Origin of the sequence: Sulfurimonas sp. NW15 (assembly GCF_051132285.1) — a bacterium.
Classification (GTDB): Bacteria; Campylobacterota; Campylobacteria; order Campylobacterales; family Sulfurimonadaceae; genus Sulfurimonas; species Sulfurimonas hydrogeniphila.
This window is the reverse complement of sequence record NZ_CP093237.1, coordinates 1,389,555-1,411,224: the sequence shown is the minus strand read 5'-3', so window position 1 is coordinate 1,411,224 and position 21,670 is coordinate 1,389,555. Positions and strand designations below refer to the sequence as shown.

Annotated in this window: 18 protein-coding genes; 13 read left to right on the top strand and 5 right to left on the bottom strand. The window is 30.2% G+C overall.

Features of this window, described 5'->3' with window-relative positions:
• Positions 1-327: 327 nt before the first annotated feature.
• From MLC52_RS07225 to MLC52_RS07200, 6 genes are all read left to right on the top strand, one after another.
• Positions 328-1,539: a tyrosine-type recombinase/integrase gene (locus MLC52_RS07225; protein WP_434579839.1), complete on the top strand. Its 1,212-nt coding sequence runs from the start codon at positions 328-330 to the stop codon at positions 1,537-1,539.
• A 67-nt stretch (positions 1,540-1,606) separates the two neighbouring features.
• A complete protein-coding gene (locus tag MLC52_RS07220; RefSeq protein WP_434579837.1) occupies positions 1,607-2,209 on the top strand; it encodes a gamma-glutamylcyclotransferase family protein in 603 nt (200 codons plus the stop codon).
• Positions 2,210-3,040, top strand: a complete 831-nt coding sequence (locus tag MLC52_RS07215) for a hypothetical protein (protein WP_434579836.1) — start codon at positions 2,210-2,212, stop codon at positions 3,038-3,040.
• 27 nt (positions 3,041-3,067) lie between these two features.
• A complete protein-coding gene (locus MLC52_RS07210) occupies positions 3,068-4,564 on the top strand; it encodes a hypothetical protein (RefSeq protein WP_434579834.1) in 1,497 nt (498 codons plus the stop codon).
• A gap of 174 nt (positions 4,565-4,738) precedes the next feature.
• Complete coding sequence (locus MLC52_RS07205) at positions 4,739-4,930, top strand: helix-turn-helix domain-containing protein (protein ID WP_434579833.1); 192 nt, start codon at positions 4,739-4,741, stop codon at positions 4,928-4,930.
• Between the two features lie 247 nt (positions 4,931-5,177).
• Positions 5,178-7,955, top strand: a complete 2,778-nt coding sequence (locus MLC52_RS07200; protein ID WP_434579831.1) for a type IV secretory system conjugative DNA transfer family protein — start codon at positions 5,178-5,180, stop codon at positions 7,953-7,955.
• Positions 7,956-8,170: 215 nt separating this feature from the next.
• On the opposite strand, the gene MLC52_RS07195 is transcribed toward MLC52_RS07200, so the two are convergent.
• From MLC52_RS07195 to MLC52_RS07175, 5 genes are all read right to left on the bottom strand, one after another.
• Positions 8,171-9,073, bottom strand: coding sequence for a hypothetical protein (locus MLC52_RS07195; protein ID WP_434579829.1), 903 nt, complete (start codon positions 9,071-9,073; stop codon positions 8,171-8,173).
• Positions 9,074-9,302: 229 nt separating this feature from the next.
• Positions 9,303-9,611 (bottom strand): DUF2958 domain-containing protein, encoded by a 309-nt coding sequence (locus tag MLC52_RS07190; protein ID WP_434579827.1) that lies wholly within the window; start codon positions 9,609-9,611, stop codon positions 9,303-9,305.
• A gap of 109 nt (positions 9,612-9,720) precedes the next feature.
• Positions 9,721-10,434: a Rad52/Rad22 family DNA repair protein gene (locus MLC52_RS07185; protein WP_434579825.1), complete on the bottom strand. Its 714-nt coding sequence runs from the start codon at positions 10,432-10,434 to the stop codon at positions 9,721-9,723.
• 12 nt (positions 10,435-10,446) lie between these two features.
• A complete protein-coding gene (locus MLC52_RS07180; RefSeq protein ID WP_434579824.1) occupies positions 10,447-11,034 on the bottom strand; it encodes a hypothetical protein in 588 nt (195 codons plus the stop codon).
• Between the two features lie 11 nt (positions 11,035-11,045).
• Positions 11,046-11,855 (bottom strand): DUF932 domain-containing protein, encoded by an 810-nt coding sequence (locus MLC52_RS07175; protein ID WP_434579822.1) that lies wholly within the window; start codon positions 11,853-11,855, stop codon positions 11,046-11,048.
• 400 nt (positions 11,856-12,255) lie between these two features.
• On the opposite strand from MLC52_RS07175, the gene MLC52_RS07170 reads away from it, so the two are divergent.
• The 7 genes from MLC52_RS07170 to MLC52_RS07140 all read left to right on the top strand — a co-directional run bounded on the left by MLC52_RS07170 (position 12,256) and on the right by MLC52_RS07140 (position 21,661).
• Positions 12,256-13,155: a helix-turn-helix transcriptional regulator gene (locus MLC52_RS07170; protein WP_434579820.1), complete on the top strand. Its 900-nt coding sequence runs from the start codon at positions 12,256-12,258 to the stop codon at positions 13,153-13,155.
• A gap of 75 nt (positions 13,156-13,230) precedes the next feature.
• Entirely contained in the window at positions 13,231-13,911 is a 681-nt protein-coding gene (locus tag MLC52_RS07165; RefSeq protein ID WP_434579818.1) for a hypothetical protein, read from the top strand.
• A gap of 2 nt (positions 13,912-13,913) precedes the next feature.
• Entirely contained in the window at positions 13,914-14,516 is a 603-nt protein-coding gene (locus tag MLC52_RS07160; RefSeq protein WP_434579816.1) for a hypothetical protein, read from the top strand.
• 58 nt (positions 14,517-14,574) lie between these two features.
• Entirely contained in the window at positions 14,575-16,266 is a 1,692-nt protein-coding gene (locus MLC52_RS07155; protein ID WP_434579815.1) for a dynamin family protein, read from the top strand.
• Between the two features lie 9 nt (positions 16,267-16,275).
• Positions 16,276-19,290: a WG repeat-containing protein gene (locus tag MLC52_RS07150; RefSeq protein WP_434579813.1), complete on the top strand. Its 3,015-nt coding sequence runs from the start codon at positions 16,276-16,278 to the stop codon at positions 19,288-19,290.
• A gap of 20 nt (positions 19,291-19,310) precedes the next feature.
• Positions 19,311-21,512: a dynamin family protein gene (locus MLC52_RS07145; RefSeq protein ID WP_434579811.1), complete on the top strand. Its 2,202-nt coding sequence runs from the start codon at positions 19,311-19,313 to the stop codon at positions 21,510-21,512.
• Positions 21,512-21,661, top strand: coding sequence for a hypothetical protein (locus MLC52_RS07140; RefSeq protein ID WP_434579809.1), 150 nt, complete (start codon positions 21,512-21,514; stop codon positions 21,659-21,661). The genes MLC52_RS07145 and MLC52_RS07140 overlap by 1 nt, the downstream gene beginning before the upstream one ends.
• Positions 21,662-21,670 lie beyond the last annotated feature (9 nt).

Here is a 21,670-nt window from a genome sequence, read left to right as displayed (position 1 = left end):
CAATTTTACAATCTTTTTCAAAAATATGCAGATTTCAAACTATTTGTAGTAAAAAAAATGTAGTAAAACTTTAAAATTTCAAACCTTAAAGCCCTTAAAAAAGGGCTAAACTAAGAAATATGAGACTAATCCTATAAGTCCTCCAAAGACAAATCCCTATACTTTTGCAATAAACCTTAAATCTTCTCAGATAGCCTTATATATAGGCTTCTAGGAGCTATTTGTATTTTTTGATATTTTCAATATTTTACAGTTTTATGCAGTTTTACAACAAATTGTTGTAAAATTTTGTTGTAATAAAATATTTGATAATTCTAAAGGTTTCTAGTGGGTTTACGAAAGATAAGAGCAAAAAAATATAACGGTATTTATGAATATTTTAAAGATAGTGATAACGATAAAAGGACTATAGCTTATTATATTGCATATAGAGATATTGATAACAAGGTTAAAAAATATAGATGTGATGCAACATCCAAAGAAGAAGCATTAAAAATATTAAATGATAAAAGAACTGAACTAGCGAGAGATAGAGCAGAGATAGAAAAAGATGATTCTCTTTTAGCTAGAAAGTTAATGAACAATAATCTAACTTTAGAAGATGTTGCTAAAATTTATTTTCCTACAAAAACAGCTAAAACTACCAAGATGATAGAATCAACATTTTACAGACATGTTAATCCAAAACTTGGAAAGATAAAAATATCAAAGATTAAAACATCTGACATAAAAAAATTGAGTGAAGAATTAAAAAAGACACCAGCTTTAAGAGGTGCACAACAAAAAGCAAAACTAGATGCAGATCCATTAAATCCAAGAACAGTTAAAAAAATTATTAGTAATCTTAGAGCCTTGTTTAATTGGGCTATAAAGAATGGATATGTAGACAAAAATCCTGTTATTGTTGGAGAGATAATTAAGACTGATAAAAATGAAGCAGGTAGAGTGTTGTCAGATGAAGAGCTTGAGAAGTTATGGAACCTTGATGAATTGCAAGTTAAGCCACGATTGTTGTTATTTTTAAAAGCTTGTTATCATACAGGGGCAAGACCATCAGCAGTAATGACAATACAAGTAAAACACATAAATTTTAAAAATAAAACAGTTCATATTAGAGCGATGAAGCAAGGTAAACCTTATGATGCAAAAGTTGGCGATGAACTTTTAACAATGTTTAAAGAATGGATTGGTAAACATGATTTAGTACATGATAACTTTATATTTTTTCCAATACAGCTTTATAAAAAAGCTACAACAGAAAAAGAAAAACAAAAAATGAAAAATAGATACACAAGGTATCAAGGCTATGCTGAACATTTTAGAAATATATTTGATAAACATTTCAACCAAAATATAAGTCCTTATGATAGTGCTTATAGAGTAACAGTTTATACAATGAGAAGAACTGCTGCAACAAAGGTGTATAAGAAATTTGGGATAGTTCATGCAAAGAAGTTTTTAAATCACACAGAGATTGATACCACTATGAAATATCTTAATATTGATGATGATATGGAAGTTATTGATTATGGATTATAAATATTATCGTGACAGTTTTATAAAAAATATGCTATAATTTAGTCACGATAAAAGAGGAGAAAACATTATGACAATCATAGATAAAATAGAGCGACAAATAAACAGTTTAGCTATTTATGAAGTAGTGCCTTTTTCCTATATAAAATTAAAAGATGTATCTAAAGACACAATTAGAAAATATCTTCATAGGCTTCATGATAGGGGATTAATCTCTATTGAAAAAAGAGGTTACTTTAAAAAGATAAAGCCATTTAACGAGTTTCTTTTTGTGTATGGCTCACTGAAAAAAGGTTTTGATAACCATAAGCTACTAGAAAAATATGCAAAAAGAGTAGGTAAAGCCTCTACTGTTGGTAAGTTTGCAATGTATGAAGATAGTTTTGGAAACTATCCATATCTTGTAAAAGAACCAATAACAAAAGTGATGGGTGAACTTTATGAGATCAAGAGAAAAGAACTATTAGACAAGATTGATGAGTTTGAGGGAGCTCCAGAGTATTACCAAAGAAAAAAGATAAAGGTAAAAACTCACAAGGGTGTAAAACTAGCATTTGTTTATATAAGAGAAGATGAAGAGATACCAAAAGAACAAGAGTCGTTAAAAATATGGGAAAATAATACAGACTATAAAGTGCATAGACTTGATAGTTTTTTAGAAGGTTTGCACTAAATGGTACAAAATACTACAAAACGATATAGAGCAGTTAAGAGTAATATTGAGACTTTAAAAATAAGTGATAATGATTTATATCAGTTTGGGTGTGAGTTTGAATTTTATATAGATACAGCTAAATATAATTTGCAAGATGCTATTAAAGAGATAAGAATTAAAATTGCAAATTTTACAGATGCAGATATTTTAGTAGATTTAGCAACACTGCCGACTGATGCTGATAAAAACCATTGTGTACAGATAAAGCCTGACCAGTCGCTAGATGATAATGGTATTGAAATATCAATCCCTATAACAACTAAAGATGGTGTAAAACATTACATCAATAATATCTTGCCACTTATTGAAGAGTACGGCTACACTAACGAAGACACAGGACTACATTTTCATATTTCTACTTTAAAACAAGATGGTATTAATTTTAACTTTTATCTCTATATGCTTATGTGTCATGATAAGAACTTACTCTCTTCTTGGTTGCCTCGTAGTGGCTATAGTCAAAATGTGATGGATATATTGTCTAAAAACACAAAAGTAAAATCAAGAGAGATAAAAAATAAAAAAGGAACTATCTGGAATCTTGAGAAAATAGGTGTGAATCATATAGAGATAAAGGCTATTGGTGGAATGGACTATCATAAGGAGATAGATAAAATTGTGAATGAATTTGATATGTATGTTGAGTGTTTTAATATGGTTATTAAAGACAAAAATTCCCAATATAGACAGAAGTTGATAAATGATCATAAGATTTTAATTAGCTCTGTTAGTCAATCTGTAAAAGAAGAATTTTCGAAAGTTGTTGATGAAGCTGGTCTAATAGAATAATATATATATGAAATAGTAGGAGGGAACATGGAATTAATTAATAATGATATTGGTGAGAAGCTTTTAGAAATAAATAGACAAAAAACTTTATGGGATGAATATACATATGATATAGATATGGTTGTAAAAGATCATAATGTGAGATTAACAATGAAATCATCTATGTCTCCTGTAAAATGTGAAATTCCAGCAAAAGATAATGTACGATATACTTATATTCAAAATCTTGAAGACTATAACCTATCTAATAGTTTAGTACTCGATATGATAATAAGAAATAAAGAATTTCAGAATTATATATATTATGTAAGAACGATTGATTTTGAATTTGAACATAAGTCCTCTGTGTTAAAGGAAGAGCGCTACAAACAACTCAAGCAAGGACTGATAGAAAAATTTGGTTTTAATATTGAAGATGAACAAAAACTTCTATTTCATCCTTATGTGAGCGAATCTATCGTAGATAGTAATGAAAAAATACTACATGATTTTTTGATACTAAATCCACCATTTATTAATGATTTAAAAAATGGATTGATTAAAGTAATGAACTTTTATTTACAGAAAAAACAACTTTATCGATTTATTCAACCTACACATTATGAATTAATAAATTCTGATAATATAGAAGATTATTCGGATAAAAATTTGTTTGTATATATAATTCATCCAGAAAGTATGAAAGCTGATTTTATGCGTTATGATGTCTACAAGGATAGAGGAACACATTTAACCAAAATTAATGATTCCCTATATACTATACCTCCAGTAAAAGAAGTTGTGTTAACTGAAATATCCGATGAACTGATAGATAAACATTTGCATGAGATTTGTATACCAATTAGCACCGATGGAGAAGAAAAACTAGTTTCATTAGGTGAAAAAAATTTCCCAATAGATTTTTTAGATAAGGATTTTATATCATCAATATCTGATGATGATTATATTAACTCTTCTCATCAAGATAGCTTACAGTTAGTTAATCTTCCAAGTATAAAATTAAAAAGTAACAAAAGTATTAATGTGAGCTTAAATGTTGATTTACCAAGGGAAGAACTAATAGCATATATAGATAAACTAAAAGGTAGCAAAGATATAAAATCATTTATAGAAGTTTTTGATGAAAAAATTGAAGAAATTGAAAATCCAAAACAAATAAAAGTAATTGCTAAGAAACGTGAACTTAGAAATCGAGATTATGCAAATGCTTTTTATATATACGATTTATATAAAATTATTGGAAAAGAATTTCATAAAAAAGAGCTTGAATTAAAAGAAGAAGCAGAGGCTCAAAAAGTAAGAATAAGTGAAAATATACAATATGGAAAAGAGCAGAAAAAGCACGAATTTGCAAAAATTGAAGAAAGACTACAAAATCATCTAAAGCTGTTTAATAAGACAGTTTTAGATGATGAAATATGTAAACTTACAAAAATAGAAATAAGTAAAGTCAGAGCATTGTATGCACTTTTAAAAGGTTATATAGATGAATATAAGTTTAAAAATGTAATTTTAGGTAAATAATCTTTTATATAGCCATTATAATAAACTAGTAAAAAACACAAAATATATCTCCATTCTAATCTTTTTATCCCCCTTATTTAAGTCATTTAGGAAAAATATATCTTTTTTTCCCTAAATGAAACTCTCTATTTATCTGGTAAATTTTCATCATATCATTAAAAGGAGGTACAAAACATGACAACTTTAGACAATTTACATCACAGATATAAAAAGTCTTTGTTATCTAAAAAAGAAACAGCACGAGAACTAAATATTTCTCAAGCGACCCTTGATAGATTACGAAAGTCTGGTGCTATAAAGTCTAAAAAAGTTGGTGGTGGAATTTTTTTCACCATTAATGAAATTGTTTTATTTTTGGAATCATAACCAAATAAAACTTAGATAAATTCGATGAAATTTTTTTTCATCATGTTCTTTTACAACTTATTGTCAAATATACCTTAATAGATTAAATGCTCTTATTACTTTATTAATTATATTGCTTCATCCTCACAGCACTACAAGGGTAGTGTTGTCTCGATGAAACTTTATCGGGTAGCCAATGTATCCATATAGTGAATCAGTATAGATGTAGCTATTGGAGAACCATATAATAATTAATAAAGGAAATATCATGATGAATAATCATTTTACAGGTTCGCATTTACCTGCTAATGTAAATGCAAATAAGAGTTTTGTCGCTAGTAAGCCTATTTTTTTAGATACGGTACAAGCTGAATTGGTTAATGAAGAACTGGAATACCAGAATCAACGATTCCAAAAAAATCTCATACAACACGAAAGTCTTGTACACAGACATTGGCGTAATGAAAATGATAAGCAGATCATTGTAAATAATGAATGGAACAAATACAATAGTTTAATTCAAAATGAGCAATCGTTTTTATTTAACAATCGTATTGCAAGAGATGGGGATGTATTTTACTACCAGCCAAACCCTAATCATAAAGTTATCTCAGGCACAAAAGAGGAAATTGAACTAGAGGTTAGTAGTCGAAATCCTTTTAATTTGTGTTTTGTGGATGATCTTAATGATATAAAAGGGATTCGTTTTGATACGGTACATATTTCTATTAAGTCTATTCCTGTGTTATCGGAACAAGTATATGATCCTAATAATAGCTATGGTATGGTAAACTATTTTAATGAAATATCTCAAAACGATTTTATTCCAACAGAATATTTATACGAACGATTTAATGATTGTTCTCTAGAAAAAGAACCTTCGCCAGTATTATATGTTATTCAAAATCTAACAACATATAAAGACCATGCTTTTTTAGCTAACAGAATGGGTAAACATTTTAAGAACCTAAAATCAGATAATACTCTTGTTTTAATTCATAATCGAGATGTAGCTGATGTAATATGGAGTCAGATTATCACAAAAATCTATGGAGAACATAATGTAAAAGTTCTTAGTGATGAAATCTTAAATACTCAATCAGTCGAAGATATACTTGATAAAACTTTATGTATTAGAGTTAATTCTATTCCTGATGATTTTGAGAAACAAGAAAGATTAAAACAACTTATTACATCTGTATCAATTAGTTATGACAGAGTCCAATTATATATTACTCTTGATGAAGCTCATCCAATTTTAGAAGAGTTTTTAAGTGCAACCGATATAATATTTTTAGATTCAATACAAAATATTATTGAGAAGCTAAAAGCAAGAGATAAAATTAACTTATTAAAACAAATTGATAGTAATTTAATGCACTTTGCAAAAGAATTATCTGTTATCGGATTAAACCCACTAAATGAAAACAATTACGATAATAATGTTGAAAAACAAAAGTATCTTAACCTTATCTCAGAAATTGATAGCAATAATATATCAAAGAATGAATTGTTAAATCCATTTGATGGCAGTATTGATAGAATCATTCCATTGGAAGCAAGATATAAGCATATGATGATTACAGGGCAAACTGGTTCAGGTAAAAGCGAACTAGCTAAATCGCTAATCTATAATGATGTTGAACGAAATGATGGAGTAGTAATTTTACTAGAACCACATGGTGATTTAGCAGAACAAGTTGCAAAACTTCCTATTGAAAGAAAAAGACTGGTTTATATTGATCTTACTTTGCACGAGAACATGACTCCATCAATGAACCTTTTTTACTTAGTTCATAAAAATGAAAAGGAGATACAAGCGAGAGCTAAAGTTATTGTATCAGTTGTAAAAACTGTAAATGATACAGAAAAATTTACTGGGGCAATGGAGGATGTTCTTTATAACGTTGTATGTGTACTTCTAAGAGCAGGTAAAAGTGACTTTTTCGAAGTTTTGAGATACCTTAGTGCTAAAGAAAAAGACCTACTTCAACTTGGTCAACATAGTCCAAATATGCTAGAAAAAGAGTTCTTTGTGAACGATTTTGAAACTATAAAACCGACGAGAGATGCTGTAAAGAGAAGAATCAAGAAGTTATTAAATGATCCATTACTTGCAAATCTATTTAATGGTGATTGTACTTTTGATTTAGAGCAACTAATGAATGAAAGAGGAAAAGTACTCATTTTTAGAATCCAAAAAAGTGAAATGTTAGATTCTTATGCTTATTATGCTAGATTTATCCTTGGACTAATCCAAACTATAGCTTTAAAGCGTGCAAGGATTAAAGAAGCTGATAGAGTACCAACTTATTGTTATATTGACGAGTTCCATAATTTTATTACTTCAACTATTGAAGAGATTTTAACGGAGAGTCGTAAATATGCATTATATATGACTCTAATCAATCAGTCGGTATCACAAATTAAAAACTCAGCGTTAAGGGATATTATTCTCAGTAACACCAATGTTAAAGTAATTGGCAACAATAGCAATAAAACATTGGATACGATGAACAATACACTTAATACTAAGCTAACAGATGTTGAGAAACTCCCTACTGGTGAGTTTTATTTATCCATCGGCAATGGGGATATTGTTAAAGTCAAAAATAGTGATGCCTTACTAAGTAATAATGTTAATATCTCGCCAAGCGAATGGAGTGAACTAAAGCATTATCAACTGGAGCATTATTACAGAAGCACAAAATCTGTTGATATTACATTATCAGATAGTGAGTTGGAACAAAAGATTAATGAATTCATTATGGCTATTTTTTCAAGGACTATTTCATATTTTGATAAAGTCAAATCAAATCAAGAGCTGTATAATGAATTAATATATAATTTTAACGATAACTCACTTGGTGCATTAGGATACATCTCTAAACAAGATCTTTATTTATACTTCAATTTAGTGCATAATAATAACTATTTTGAAAATAATAAAAAGCTGTTAAAATTGCTTAGAAAAGATGATTTCTTTACACAAAAAGTTGATGACAACAAAACATATAATGGTAAAAAAAGATTAAAAATCACTTAGGATAGAAGTATTCGGCTTCTATCCTATGGTTATTCTACTTGATTTTACTATTATTCTAAAAAACCTATCTTATTCGAGAATAAGATGGGAATAGCCCATAGAATACCTTATATATGGGCTTTATTCCACTTTTTACCATATTTGTATTTTCTATAAAATGTCCATTATTAGGATTTTTTGTAGAATATACTTTCTTTTTTATCTGTCTTTTACTTTTATAACACTGTCTCTACATCCTCAATATCAAAATGCCATAATTCAATATTAAACATCCAGTATAAAAACTCATCTATATATACCAAGTCTGGATATATTCTATATGCTTCAAAACCAATCTTCTTTACATCCCTTACTCTAAAATTAGTGAAACTTTCATACTCAGTCATTTTATTTAGTTTTTCTTTAATAGTTGGAAAATACATTACATGGTAACGATCTAATGCTTTTGCAATTTCGTTAATATCAGCATTATTTTTATGAAAGAATTTTGGGCTTAGAGATAGTTCAAATCGTGTTAAATCATAATCAAGTTTTTCCTTATATGCCTTGTCGTACGTGTAAGCATGTTTGGAAACTTTATGCAATCTATCATAAGCTATATTTTCAACATATCTAGTTTGTTCAAATTTCTGTTGTTCTGAGAGACTATAGTATTGAGTATTTGGTGTTCGTTTCGTACACACTACTAGCACATTATTAAATTTTGCATAAATATCTATAGCTATATCAAGTTGTGTGATCTTAAAGACTAGATTATTACTATTGATAAAAGCACACAACCTAAATAGACAATCGCTTGAAGCATTGTCTATAGCTTGGTTATATCGCATTAATCCAGCTAATTTTATACTAATATAGTAATTATTTTTAGGTCTATTATGTCTATAATATGTTGTATATATACCTGTAGTAATAGAAGCGATATAAGTTCCATGGTAGTAAATAAAGAATACTCTATTTGTTTGTCTACTAATCTCATTAGTAAAATCTTTATAGTTAACAAAATAAGACTTGCTTATATAGTCAATTATTTTAGAGTGAACATCGTGTTGTTGTTCTTGTGTTGTAAAGTCCAGTTGTATTTTAACTGTATCTATTATTGTATTGTAAGGTTGCATTCCTTTTCCTTATGTTAATATAGTAGGAATAATAAATACAGTAATAGTTATCTTTCTAATTATTTTAATATAGTTATTAGTTATATAATATTTGGTTATAACTGATACCTAATTATACTTGTACCTTTTTTGGTAAAGTATTAGTGAAAATAGAGCTTCTTATTACTGTATTATTTTCCATCAATAAATAACTAATGAAGAAAAAAATAAATTGCACATAGTGCATAGCTTAGTAGCTATGCTCTTTTATAGTTGATAACACTGTAGGAGTAAAATACAAATCTCTCTCAACACCAAGCCCTAAAGCACCGTGTAGTGATTCAAGCTCACTAAGGGTAAAATACCCAAGCTCACTCTCTAACCCTTGCACATATCCATAACAAGTATCTCTATCAGCTTTGGAGAACTCTATGATATACCAACTCCAATTACTATCAGGTGTAAAAAGCTTAACATAGCAAAGAGGATCTTTTAAATCCTCTGTTGCATATAGGTCTGGAATGTCACTTAGAAGTGTTTGTGGGATTAAGTTGCTCATAACTCCCCCTCCTTTTGAGTACATAAAAGTGTTGTTACTGTTAAAGCCACCAAAAGACAAGAGAGAACAATTTTGTGTGATGATGGTTGTTTTTGTGGTATCACTATCATTAGGCTGCCTTTTGCTCTATTGGTTTATACCAAAGCTTAGAAGCTCCATCCCAACGAAATCCACAAGCTTTGATAGAGTCTTTCTTTGCAAATATATCATCACCAACAACTATAAGGTTTTGCCCTTGCTCCATTATTGTTAATCCCAAATTATAGAGTGAAGCATAATCTTGTGGAATGTGATTGTTGTGTGGCTGTTGTGCTTGTGACTGTGGTTGAGAGTATTGCTGTTGTGGCTGTTGTTGTAGCTGTGCAGGTTGTTGGTAGTTTTGCTGTTGGTTATGTTGTCTGCTCTTATCATAGAGTGAATTACCAAACTGATTCCCAAAACTCCTAAGTGTTCGTTTTATAGCATCTGTTACTGCCTCTTTAGCTCCACCCTCATGTGCATCTGCTAAAGTTTTTGCAATCCCAGTACCAAACCCTACATCCTCACGAGTGACACTTTTAGAGTGTTGTATATCGTGTACTGTAATGTTGATTACTGCTTTATAGCAGATTACATGGTTTTGATTATGGTTTTGTTCTTGTGAAACCTGTATGAGATTTGTAATAGTATAATCCCAGTTTCCATAACCAAATATTTTATTAGCTGTCTCAATTACATCAAACCCCTCCAGATAAGAGAGGCTGACATTTCCTTTGGTACGACTTTTTATTCTACTACTATCGAGTTCATAGCTTAAAACTTGTATCTGTTTATCGTTAAACATTTCATTTGCTCCTTATGCTACTTCTTGATTCTCTACCAAACTCAAAAGTTCGGTAGCTTGATTGTTGGCACTGCTACGGCGAGAGTTTACTTTTATACGAGCAGGGATCTCCTCTTTTGCTATCCCCACTTCCACATACTTATCTATCTCATTCATCCCCTCTAATGTACTCATCGCCTCTTTGACTGCATCCTCATCTACTACAACTTTGAAATATCCCAGTTTAATAAGTGCATCAGCATTGATAATTTTAAAGGTCTCTTTGAGTTTTGTCTTTTTTGGTGTGATGGTTATTGAGGATATTGCTGTACCATCAAGTCTATCTATCCCATACTCTGCTAAAACATCTGCTGTAGCTTCTAGTGCTGTAGTTTTTGCTTGTGTGAGATTTTTCTTTAAGGCTTGTAGCTCTTTTATATCATCGCTAATATAAGCGATTTTATTATCTAACTCTTTGATACTAAGTCCTAGATAGTCAGCTTTTGCATGGTATGGCTTATCTGATTCAAGAACCTGTTTTACATAGTTTTTAAACCACTCTGTTTTATCGGTTTTTATATTTTCAATTTCAGTTTGTAATCTGTAGTTTGTCATTTTCATAATACTGCTCCTTATGCTGCTTGTGCCATTTGTGGCTGTTTAATGAAAGCTATTTTCTCCGTTATATCCCATAACCCCTGATTTACTTCAACATCTTTAGAGATAGATTTAATCTCTTTACTTGTAAATCTTCTGCCTGTCTCTTTATTAACACCTGAGATATTTCCACGAAGGAGGTTCTCTTGTATTACATTTAAAACTGTGTAGAGGTCATCTTTTGTATCCTCTTCACGATGAGGAACTAATAGATCTTGATAGTCTATTTGAAGATGCTTTTCAAACCGTAAGGGTATGCTACTTTTGGCAAAGCTCTCCTGCTCTGTTTGTGAGAGTTGGATTGATTCGAGTGTTTGTATCTTTTGCATCAGTTTGGGTTTAATAGCTGTAATGTTGGCGACTGCATTTGCTACATCGTTTTCTCTCTCACCGAGATGTTTGATTTTATAGCTCTCAAAGATATTATCAGCGATTACAAGTCCATTACTACATACAAATCTATAGATACCTGCACTGATACTAAAGCTTTTACTTCTGTCATGTGAATTAAAAAGTAGTAGTTCTACTGCATTTTCTTGTGGGTTAAGTAAGTCGTCAAAGTGTCGGAATCGTACAAGGTGTTGTTGATACCCTTGTTTATCATCATCTCTGACATTTGCCTCACTTACTGTTACTGGATGCCAGTTGTGGAGTTTTATCTCATTGATAACATCTATGGTTGGGATAAAGTGATACTTATCACTTACATCGTAGTGTGGTTCCTCTGTAAAGAGTGCTGGGGCTTGGGTTCTTAACTGTTCATTTGTTAGTGGAAATTGTGACATGGTTGTCTCCTTTTATTATATGGTGGTTGAAACTCATTGAGTAAAACTTTAATCATCACAAGCTTCTTTTAAAGCTGTAGCTACTGCGATAGCGATTGTTGCGAGTGTACATGTAGATGGCATTGTTTTCCTTTTGGTGATTTTTTATAGTGTGTGGTTGGCTTATTTAAATAAGCGACAGATAATCTCTTTTTGGATGGTGCAAACATCCCAATCATCAAGATCAACTACTTTCATTCATGCTCCTTGAACTGCTGTTGATAAATTTTTAAAGCGAACGAGTAAACTGGTACTCTTGCTATATGAGTAATATATGTTTGAAAAAAATTAGAAATCACTTTTTGTTTATAGTAAAAAGTATGCTAAAATGAAACGGCAAATAAAACAGTGGATATTAAAAATGAAGAAACCTAATGAAACAAATTTTTCTAAACTATATAGCTATTTGCAACTAGGTGGTAAGTATAGTGCTAAGGAGTTAAGTGAAACTTTTCAAACATCACTTAGAAGTATGCAAGGGTATCTTAAACAGTTAAGAGAGGAGTATGGACTTCAAAAAGAGGGAAAATACTATTTTTTTACAGATGAGTATCGTCACATTGAGATTGATGAAAAGGTACAAATGAGTACAGCATTAATGATCTCTTTATATAAAAATGCAATTCCTCTTGTAGATGAGAGAGTCTTGCAAAATTTTAAAAAAATCCCTAAAGAAACAGATGCTTTTTTATTTGATATAGATTTTCAGCCAATAGAAAACGAAACCTATTTCAATCAGGTAACGGGTGCTATTATTCATAAAAGAGCTATACATTTTAGATACAAAAATACAAAAAACATTATCTCTACTAAAAATATCTATCCTTTAAAAAATATCAATGTCTTAGGATATTGGTATTTGATGGGGTATGATCTTGAGCAAGATAAAATAAAAAGTTTCTATTTTAACAATATCAAAGAGCTGATTGTTTCTAAGGATGAGAGTTATCTCTCAGAAAAACAGATGAAAGAGTTAAATGACAAATCATTGCAGATAGATTCGGTATGGTTTAATGATGATAAGAGAAGTGTCAAGCTCAAAATCACTGGAGATGCCGTCCGCTACATATTACGAAAAAAGGGAGATATGTTCACAATCATTAAACAAAACAAATCTTCTCTTATAGTAAGTATGCAATACTACAATGATATAGAGGTTCTCACCTTTGTAAAAAAATGGATACCTTTTGTTCAGATAGAAGACAACGAAGACTTAAAGAGCAAGCTCTATGAAACTTTAAAAGAGTATCTCTTGTCGTAAGATGTAAAAAACGAAATTTTTTTGCATTTTATCCTGCTACAATTTTCCCATACAAAATTTATGGGAGGAAACAAGATGCAAAAACTAAAAACAAAGCAGAAAAAGAAACTTCAAAAGTTTACAAAGAGTATCAATGTGTACTTAAAAGAACTACAAACAAAAAAGCTCTATGAGTTTATGATATTACATCTACCTTATATAGATGATTATAATCTGCGATATATCAGCCACACAAATAAAGTTGAAAAGGCAGAAGATCTAGGAGAGATACTTCTAAGTGGGATAGAAGATTTAGTCAATATTTTTGCCGAGGATGGCTTAGGCATCAAAGATTACGAGCCAGTAGAAGATGAGATGGAGCAACTTAAAGAGTTTCGAGAGTTGATAGAATCACAATTTCCTCCATTTGAAACCAATAAAGTTATGGATAAAATACAGAAAAAGTTGAAAAAATTAAAGCAAAAAGATAAAACAGATAGTCCCTACTACAAGAAACTAAAGAAACTTGAAAAAGAGATAGAAAAAATTCGTGATGTTTTAAAAATAAGACACGATGTGCATAGCTCACTCAGTGCATTAGAGTGGAAGTTAATCAAAATAAATCTTGCCATATCACTTACCAAACTAAAAAACATATCGGCATATGCCGAGCTACAAAGACTTGAGGGGGAGGCAAAAGAGATATGTAAAAATATTGTTACCTCCACTAAACAATATGACAGTGAAATTGAAAACTTACAGCCAATAGGAAAATAGATATGAAATCTACCATTTTTAATGTAGCAGAGATTATTATACGAAAAATAGTTGATGAGATTGAAATTGAGAGAGAAAGAGAAAAAATGGACACTCAGCCATTTTCAGACACAAATGGCTATGTCGCAAAATCAAGAAACCATATCCTATCAAGCATGAGAACAGTAACTCCAACAGTTGGTTCTGTTTTAGCTACTGGACTTGGACTTGGGCTAATAGAACATACAGGTATCTATATAGGAGATGGCTATGTTATAGAACAACATGGAGATGACATGCTCAAAAAAGTCACCTTAGAGGAGTTTAAAAAGGGTGATGGAGAGTTTTATGCACGAGGCTTAAACAGTGAGATTCAAATAGCATGTAACAATAAAGGTGTTCCACTTGCAAATGAGTATGTCGCAAAAAATGCAATAAAGATGTATGAAGATTACAATAGGAGAACGAAAGAGTATTCTATAATCTTCAATAATTGCCATCAATTTACTTGGGAATGCATAGAACCAGATGCAGATGAACAGTTGGTTTTATTTACAACACTTGAGCAAAAAATATCACAAAAGTATAACAGTGTCCTTTATTGGGACACATTAAACATAAAATAATACATTTTATAATACTATTAACAATATAGTTATAAAATGCTGTAAAGGAGTTTTAATAATGATACAACAAAAGAAAACTTTCTTAAACTATTTAAGAAGTATAGAAAAAGAGTTAGACGGCAGTAGTATTTCAGTAGAAGATACAAAAGTATTGGAAAATGAGATTGAGAATTGTGAGTTAGTTGTTCCTGTCGTAGGTGGTTTTAGTGCAGGAAAAAGTTCCTTGATTAATTCATTTTTAGAAATAAATGTTTTACCTACAAACTTAACTCCAGAAACAGCACTTGCCACTGAACTTCGCTATTCGCAAAATGATTACATAGAAGCGATTAAAGAGGATGGCAGTGTAGATAAATTTGAGATTCAACAGCATGAAGAAATTAAAAACAATGCGAAAAAATATAAATATTTAAAACTGTATCTCAATAATGATAAACTCAAAAGTATAGAACCTTTTGTATTGGTAGATATGCCTGGATTTGATTCCCCTTTAGAGTTACATAATCAAGCAATCCTAAACTATCTAAATAAGGGTGTCTATTTTATTATACTCTTAAGTGTTGAAGATGGCACAATACCGAAGAGTATTTTAAATGAATTAGAAAATATTTCAGACTTTGGAAAAGACTTCTCTTTTTGTTTAAGCAAAACAAACTTAAAAAGTCCACAGGATGTAGAGTCGATACGACAGCAAGTTTCAGAACAACTTGAAGATTTCGATTTTGAAAAAGAGATTGTATTGTTAGATGACAATGGAGGGGAAAACTTAGAAAAGATTTTTCAAGATATGGATAGTGAAAAGCTTTTTTACTCCTTGTTTATTGATGATCTTAAAAGAGATTATTTTCGTATAGATAGTGCTATTAGCACAACTATTAGTGTACTAAAATCAGATAAAGATGATTCTTTGCAGGCTATTCAAGCTTTAAATGATAGTATCAAGAATATTGAAAATAAAAAAATAAAAATGATCAATGAAGCACAAAGGAGATATTCTAACAATACAACAGAAAGCATTGTTAGTATTGTTGGTGAAGAATTGTCTAGAAATCAAGAACAACTTGTTTCTTTGGTATCAAGGGACAAAGAGTCTTTTCAAAGAGAGGTAAATAGTATTGTAAAAAATAAACTGATTTCTGAACTAAACTCCAGAATGAAAACAATTGGAGAAAATATTGTTGATGATTTTAGTATAGAACTTAAAAATCTAGGTAATGAATCTGAAGGATTTACTATAGATCGAGATTGGATAGAAAAAATATCTGGAAATACCAAACAGATACTTCAATCAACACAACATGGATTAGAAAAAATCACAGATGCGACCAAAGGTAAAAGTGGTGCAATCTACAAAGTAATCGCAACTACTCTTGGAATAACAACAACTATTTTAAATCCTATTTTAGAAGTTATAATTATATTTTTACCAGATATTATAAATTTTATAACTGGAAAATCACAAGAAGCTAAAAGACAAGAGATGTTAAGGCAAAAATTTACCAATGAAATTATTCCAGGTTTAAAAAATCAATTACGAAGTAAAGTTGATGAGATAATGCAACAACAAGTTCAACAACTTATCGAGTCAATCGGCGAGCAGTTTGAAAAACAATTAGAACAAAAAAAGCAAGAGGTTGAAGTTGCACTAAAAGAAAAAGAGGCAAATATACAACAAATCGAAGCCCAGATAGAAACATTATTAACTCTTGAAAAAAGTATCAAATCTATAGCTACATCAGTTATTTTTTAAGGCAAAATTATGGGACAAAAAACAGAGTGTGAGATTCAAAAAGAGTTAGTTTCAAACTTACTCTCAACTGGTGCGACAAATAAAGGATTAAAAAAGTTTAAAGAGTTACTTAATGGAGATTTTTTACTCTTTGCAAATAAAGAAAATGCTTTAGCAAATGAAGCAGAGATGATTTTAAAACTCCAAGAGATAGAAAAGGAATTAGAGATCATTTCAGCTTACCCACTGCTACACACCAAAAATGTGGTAGCAGTTGGTGGAGGTTTTAGTGCAGGTAAGAGTGAGTTTATCAGTAGTTTTATTCAAAGCGATGTTAAATTACCTATCGGAGTAGTACCAACTACTGCTATACCAACTTATGTTTTTCATGAAGAAAAAAGGAATTTTTTAGGGTGTAGTAGCAAGGGTGGTATTGTAGATTTGGAAAAAATTGATGAAGATTTTCAATCAAAACTCTCTCATGACTTCATAAAATCTTTCGATTTTAATCTCAAAGATATTATGCCATACCTTCTTATTGCATCACCACTTTCACATGATCATATATGTTTTGTGGATACTCCAGGATACAACCCAGCAACAATAAGTGATGGTTTTACAAGTGAAGATGTAAAAACTGCAAAAGATTTCCTAGAAAATGCTAATGCCCTGTTATGGCTTATTGGAGGAGATAGTAATGGAACTATTGGAAATACAGATCTTCAATTTCTCGAAAATTTAAATTTAGAAGATAAAAAGCTTTATGTTGTATTTAATAAAGCAGATTTAAAACCGCTTGATGATTTAGAAGATATTTTAGAAGAGATTGCTGAGAGTTTAGAAGATGCAGATATAGATGTAGAGGGGATTAGTGCATATAGTTCTATTATGCAAGAGGAATATACCCACAAAGGAAAAACTCTTGAAGAGTTTTTGCAAAACTGTAACAACTTCATTAGTAAACACCAAGAGTTACTTCAACGGGTATATAGTGTTTATGAAGCTTACCGAGTTGCAACACAAAATAAAATTGATGAGAAAAAAAATGCAAAAGAGGAACTACACTCTCTTTCACTTGATATTTTTGAAGAGGGAATTGATTTAGATAAACCAGTGCATGAAAGAGTAACAAAAATCCAAGAGTATTTTTCTACTGAGCAAGAGGAAGAAAATCTTAAAACTCTTAAAAGTGTTTTTGAAGAGTTTAAAAATAGCATTAACGATGTATTTGGCATAGTAAAAGAGTATATGGATAATGAAACAAAAACACAAGATCCTGTGCAAGAAGAGGTAAATGAAGATGTTGCCAATAAAGAATCTAGCAAAAAGAGTGATAAAATCTATCCACTCAAAAAAGAGAATTTATATGGATTTATAGATACTGATGGGCAATGGGTAGTAGAACCTCAATATGAAGAAATTGAAAAGTTTGATAGCAATGATTTAATTAAGGTGAAAAAAGATGGTAAATATGGTTTTATAAATACCAAAGGTGAAATCGTTATAGAGCCGCAGTTTGATGAAATTGAAGCTTTTGAAGATGAATTGTCAAAAGTAAAACAAAATGACAAATATGGTTTTATAAATACCAAAGGTGAAATAATTATTCAGCCACAATTTAAACATGCTAGTTCTTTTTCAGAAGGATTTGCAGAAATAGGAAAAAATGAAAAGTATGGTCTTATTGATAAAAAAGGTAATATTATAATTGAACCTCAGTTTGATGATATTTATGGTTTTGAAAATGGTTTTGCTAAATTTGAAATCAATGACAGAATAGGTCTTATTAATACAGCAGGAAAAATTATCATAAATCCAGAATATGATAATAAAATAAAGGTGAAGAATGGCTTTATAGAAGTTAAACACTCTAACAAGAAGGGGTTATTTAACAAACAGGGTCAGATGATATTAGATTTTAATTATGATTCTATAGCTGTTAATGATAATTTTTTTATAGTTCAAAAATATGGTAGATACGAATTTCTTGATAAAAATACCCAATTAATAAGAGATGATAGATATGAAGACTATGACATAATGGGAAATGGATATATTGCAGTAAAACATTATGGAAAGTGGGGATTATTAAATAAAAACTTTGAAATGATTGTTGAACCAAAATATGATGAAATGTATAAAAGAGATGAAAATTTTATAACAGTTGAATTGGATAATAAAGAAGGGATAATGAATAGCAATGGAGAGATTGTTCTTGATCCTATTTTTTATACAATCTATGAATTTTTAAATGGTTTTGCAAGAACTAGGTATAGAAAAAGAGATAAATGGGGTTTTATTAATCAAAACTATGAAGTAACAGCTGAACCAATATTTAAACATGCTAATGACTTTACAGAAAATGGACTCGCAAAAGTAGAAACCAGTGATGGCAAATATTGTTTTATCAATACAGATGGTAAAGTTGTTATTGAGTCAAAATTTGATGATGTTTATGATTTTAAAGAGGGATTTGCAAAAATTAAGCAAGGTGCTAAATATGGTTTTATTGATGAGAGTGGAAAGGTTGTCATTGAAGCTAAGTATGACGAACTAAAAGATTTCTCAGAAGATTATGCTGTGGCAAAAATGAATAATAAAGTTGGATTTATAGATAAAACTGGAATGTGGAAAATAGATCCAATTTATGAAGATGCTGAATCCTTTGAAAATGGCTTTGCTAGAGTAAAAAGTCAAGGCGAATGGGGCATAGCAAATAAGGATGGAATATACTTAGGAAGTGCCTCAAAAAAAATAAAAGAAGAGAAAAAAACTTCTTTTCCTTTTTTTGGTTCCAGTAGTTTTTTCGATACAGATAAAAAAGAAGATTCCAAATTCATCATTTCTAAAAATAATGATATTATCATTAACAAAACAGGAAAAGTTGGAGTTAAAAAATACAATGGAGAGTGGCTTGTTCTACCCCATTTTGACAAGATAGAATTTCTAGAAGATCTCATAAAAGTAAAGTTTGGAGATAACGAGGGATATATAAGCTATGATGGTGAGTATCTTACATTTAGCGAAGAAGACATTTACAATTAAAATAAAACGGAGGATAGAGAATGAAAGTAGTAGAGTTAAGTGAAAAGTTAGAAGATGTTGTTGCTAAGTATAATCTAAGTGATAGTGCATCAGTCTATAAAAATGAATTTGCTATTGCAAAAACACAAGATTTAAAGAAAGCTCTTGAGGAGATGGAACAAGAGGGTCGTATTCTAAAAATAGGGATAGTTGGTCGTGTTAAAGCAGGAAAAAGTTCTTTACTAAATGCACTTATATTTGATGGGGATAGTATTTTACCAAGTGCTGCTACACCAATGACTGCTGCACTTACAGTAATGGAGTATTCTCCAGATACAAAGGCAGAAGTTGAATTCTTCACACAAGAAGATTTAAGCGATATAAAACATGAACATGATGAGTATCTTCGACAGTTAGAAAATTTAATAGAAGAAAAATTTAAACAATTAAAAGAGAAAAATAAAAAAAATAAACCAGATGAAGAGCTACAAGAAACAGCAAGGAAGCAAGCTACAAGAGAGATGAAAGGCAATGATAAGCTTTTTTCATCTTACGATCAATATTGTCGGATTAAGGATTCTGATGCAAGTTTAGAAGAGTTGAAAGAATTTGAGGAGATAACGGCTGAAAACACTCAAGAACTAAATAAAAAGCTTTTGGATTTTGTTGGTGCAGATGGTAAATATATGCCATTCACAAAATCAGTTACTCTTAAACTCAATGAGGAAAATCTAAAAGATGTACAAATCATTGATACTCCAGGTGTAAATGACCCTGTAACTTCAAGAGAAGATAGAACAAGGGAACTTTTAAAATATTGTGATGTTATACTTATTGTTTCTCCATCTGGACAATTTTTAAGTAGTGAAGATATGGATCTTTTTGATAGAATTACCACAAAAGAAGGGATCAAAGAACTTTATATCATAGCAAGTCAAATTGACAATCAACTATATGGTAGTGAAAAAAAAGCTGGTGGTGGAATATTGCATAAAGTATTGCAAAACACTACTAAAAACTTAACAAACCATATGCATTCCGTCCTTTCCAAAGATGAATACTTGAAGGATAATCCAACTTTTAAGTCACTTTTGTCAAATGAAGTTGTATATTCATCTGGTATTTGCTACTCTTTGATGCAAAGTTTAGATAAAAAAGAACAATGGGATAAGAATAAAGAACATGTTTGGGGGCTATTAACAGAACAATATAAAGATTATTTTAGCGACGATACTATTGCTCGTGAGAACTTAAAACTACTCGCAAATATGCAAAAAATAAACGATATATTAAATGGTGTTAAGGATGAGAAAGAAAATATCTTAAAAGAAAAAAAAGATAGTTTTGAAAAAGCAAAAGAAAAAGGGTTAAAAAATTATCAAAATGCTCTTATAAAAGAGATTAATCGCACCATAGAAAAACTTAAAAATAGTGATATAGAAGAGATTAAAAAGAAAATAGAACACATGTCTAAAATTAAATCTAAGTCAGTAGAGGTAGTCGATGAAGCATATAGCGATAAAATAGATACTTTAGAATATGACATAAAAAGTTCTCTGCTTGATAAATTAAATTCATATTTCAGAGATTCAAAACGAGATATATCAAATAGTGAAGGAAGTGAAACTGAAAGCTATACAGTAGATAAAGGATGGTTTCAAGGAGTTAAAAGCTTGTTTGGTGGAGATGATCGGTACGAAACAAGACACAGAACATACACAACAGTAAAAGCTGGACATATCAGAAACTCTTTAGACGAATTGACTGACAAACTAGAAATGACTATTGATATAGAAGCAAAACGAACTATAGAAGAATGGAAGAAAGAGCTTGTGAAAAATATTGTCCATACACTTAGAGATGTTGCGGGAGATTCTAATTTAGAGATTGATCTTTTAAGTAAAACGATTAAACAAATTGTCAATAGTGTCACATACCCAGAAGTAAACTATGGAGGTGGTTTGCCTAGCTCACTTAGAAAAAGTGGTACACTAGAAGGTAGTAGTGCAGAACGATTTATAGATGATGCACGAGACTATGTAGATAATTTAAAAGGGCAAGTAAAAAGTGATATTAACAGTTATATCAAAAATTTAGTTCAAAAACTAAAAGAGACTAATATCGCAGACAGTATATTTAAAAAATATGAAAGTGATATGAAAAAGTTTGAAGATGATATAAATAATAAAACAATGATGTTGGAAAAATACAATATGATAGTTTCTGAATTGGAGAAATTATAATGAATGAAACTATAGACAAAATACATCAAGAGGTTGAAGTTGCACTAAAAGAAAAAGAGGCAAATATACAACAAATCGAAGCCCAGATAGAAACATTATTAACTCTTGAAAAAAGTATCAAATCTATAGCTACATCAGTTATTTTTTAAGGCAAAATT

What these genes read in the sequence shown, in the direction of transcription:
- MLC52_RS07205 (WP_434579833.1), top strand. Translation starts at nt 4,739, where the DNA reads ATGACAACTTTAGACAATTTACATCACAGATATAAAAAGTCTTTGTTA.
- MLC52_RS07185 (WP_434579825.1), bottom strand. Translation starts at nt 10,434, where the DNA reads ATGTTTAACGATAAACAGATACAAGTTTTAAGCTATGAACTCGATAGT.
- MLC52_RS07180 (WP_434579824.1), bottom strand. Translation starts at nt 11,034, where the DNA reads ATGAAAATGACAAACTACAGATTACAAACTGAAATTGAAAATATAAAA.
- MLC52_RS07160 (WP_434579816.1), top strand. Translation starts at nt 13,914, where the DNA reads ATGAAATCTACCATTTTTAATGTAGCAGAGATTATTATACGAAAAATA.
- MLC52_RS07170 (WP_434579820.1), top strand. Translation starts at nt 12,256, where the DNA reads ATGAAGAAACCTAATGAAACAAATTTTTCTAAACTATATAGCTATTTG.
- MLC52_RS07145 (WP_434579811.1), top strand. Translation starts at nt 19,311, where the DNA reads ATGAAAGTAGTAGAGTTAAGTGAAAAGTTAGAAGATGTTGTTGCTAAG.
- MLC52_RS07165 (WP_434579818.1), top strand. Translation starts at nt 13,231, where the DNA reads ATGCAAAAACTAAAAACAAAGCAGAAAAAGAAACTTCAAAAGTTTACA.
- MLC52_RS07220 (WP_434579837.1), top strand. Translation starts at nt 1,607, where the DNA reads ATGACAATCATAGATAAAATAGAGCGACAAATAAACAGTTTAGCTATT.
- MLC52_RS07190 (WP_434579827.1), bottom strand. Translation starts at nt 9,611, where the DNA reads ATGAGCAACTTAATCCCACAAACACTTCTAAGTGACATTCCAGACCTA.
- MLC52_RS07175 (WP_434579822.1), bottom strand. Translation starts at nt 11,855, where the DNA reads ATGTCACAATTTCCACTAACAAATGAACAGTTAAGAACCCAAGCCCCA.
- MLC52_RS07150 (WP_434579813.1), top strand. Translation starts at nt 16,276, where the DNA reads ATGGGACAAAAAACAGAGTGTGAGATTCAAAAAGAGTTAGTTTCAAAC.
- MLC52_RS07210 (WP_434579834.1), top strand. Translation starts at nt 3,068, where the DNA reads ATGGAATTAATTAATAATGATATTGGTGAGAAGCTTTTAGAAATAAAT.
- MLC52_RS07140 (WP_434579809.1), top strand. Translation starts at nt 21,512, where the DNA reads ATGAATGAAACTATAGACAAAATACATCAAGAGGTTGAAGTTGCACTA.
- MLC52_RS07155 (WP_434579815.1), top strand. Translation starts at nt 14,575, where the DNA reads ATGATACAACAAAAGAAAACTTTCTTAAACTATTTAAGAAGTATAGAA.
- MLC52_RS07195 (WP_434579829.1), bottom strand. Translation starts at nt 9,073, where the DNA reads ATGCAACCTTACAATACAATAATAGATACAGTTAAAATACAACTGGAC.
- MLC52_RS07215 (WP_434579836.1), top strand. Translation starts at nt 2,210, where the DNA reads ATGGTACAAAATACTACAAAACGATATAGAGCAGTTAAGAGTAATATT.
- MLC52_RS07200 (WP_434579831.1), top strand. Translation starts at nt 5,178, where the DNA reads ATGATGAATAATCATTTTACAGGTTCGCATTTACCTGCTAATGTAAAT.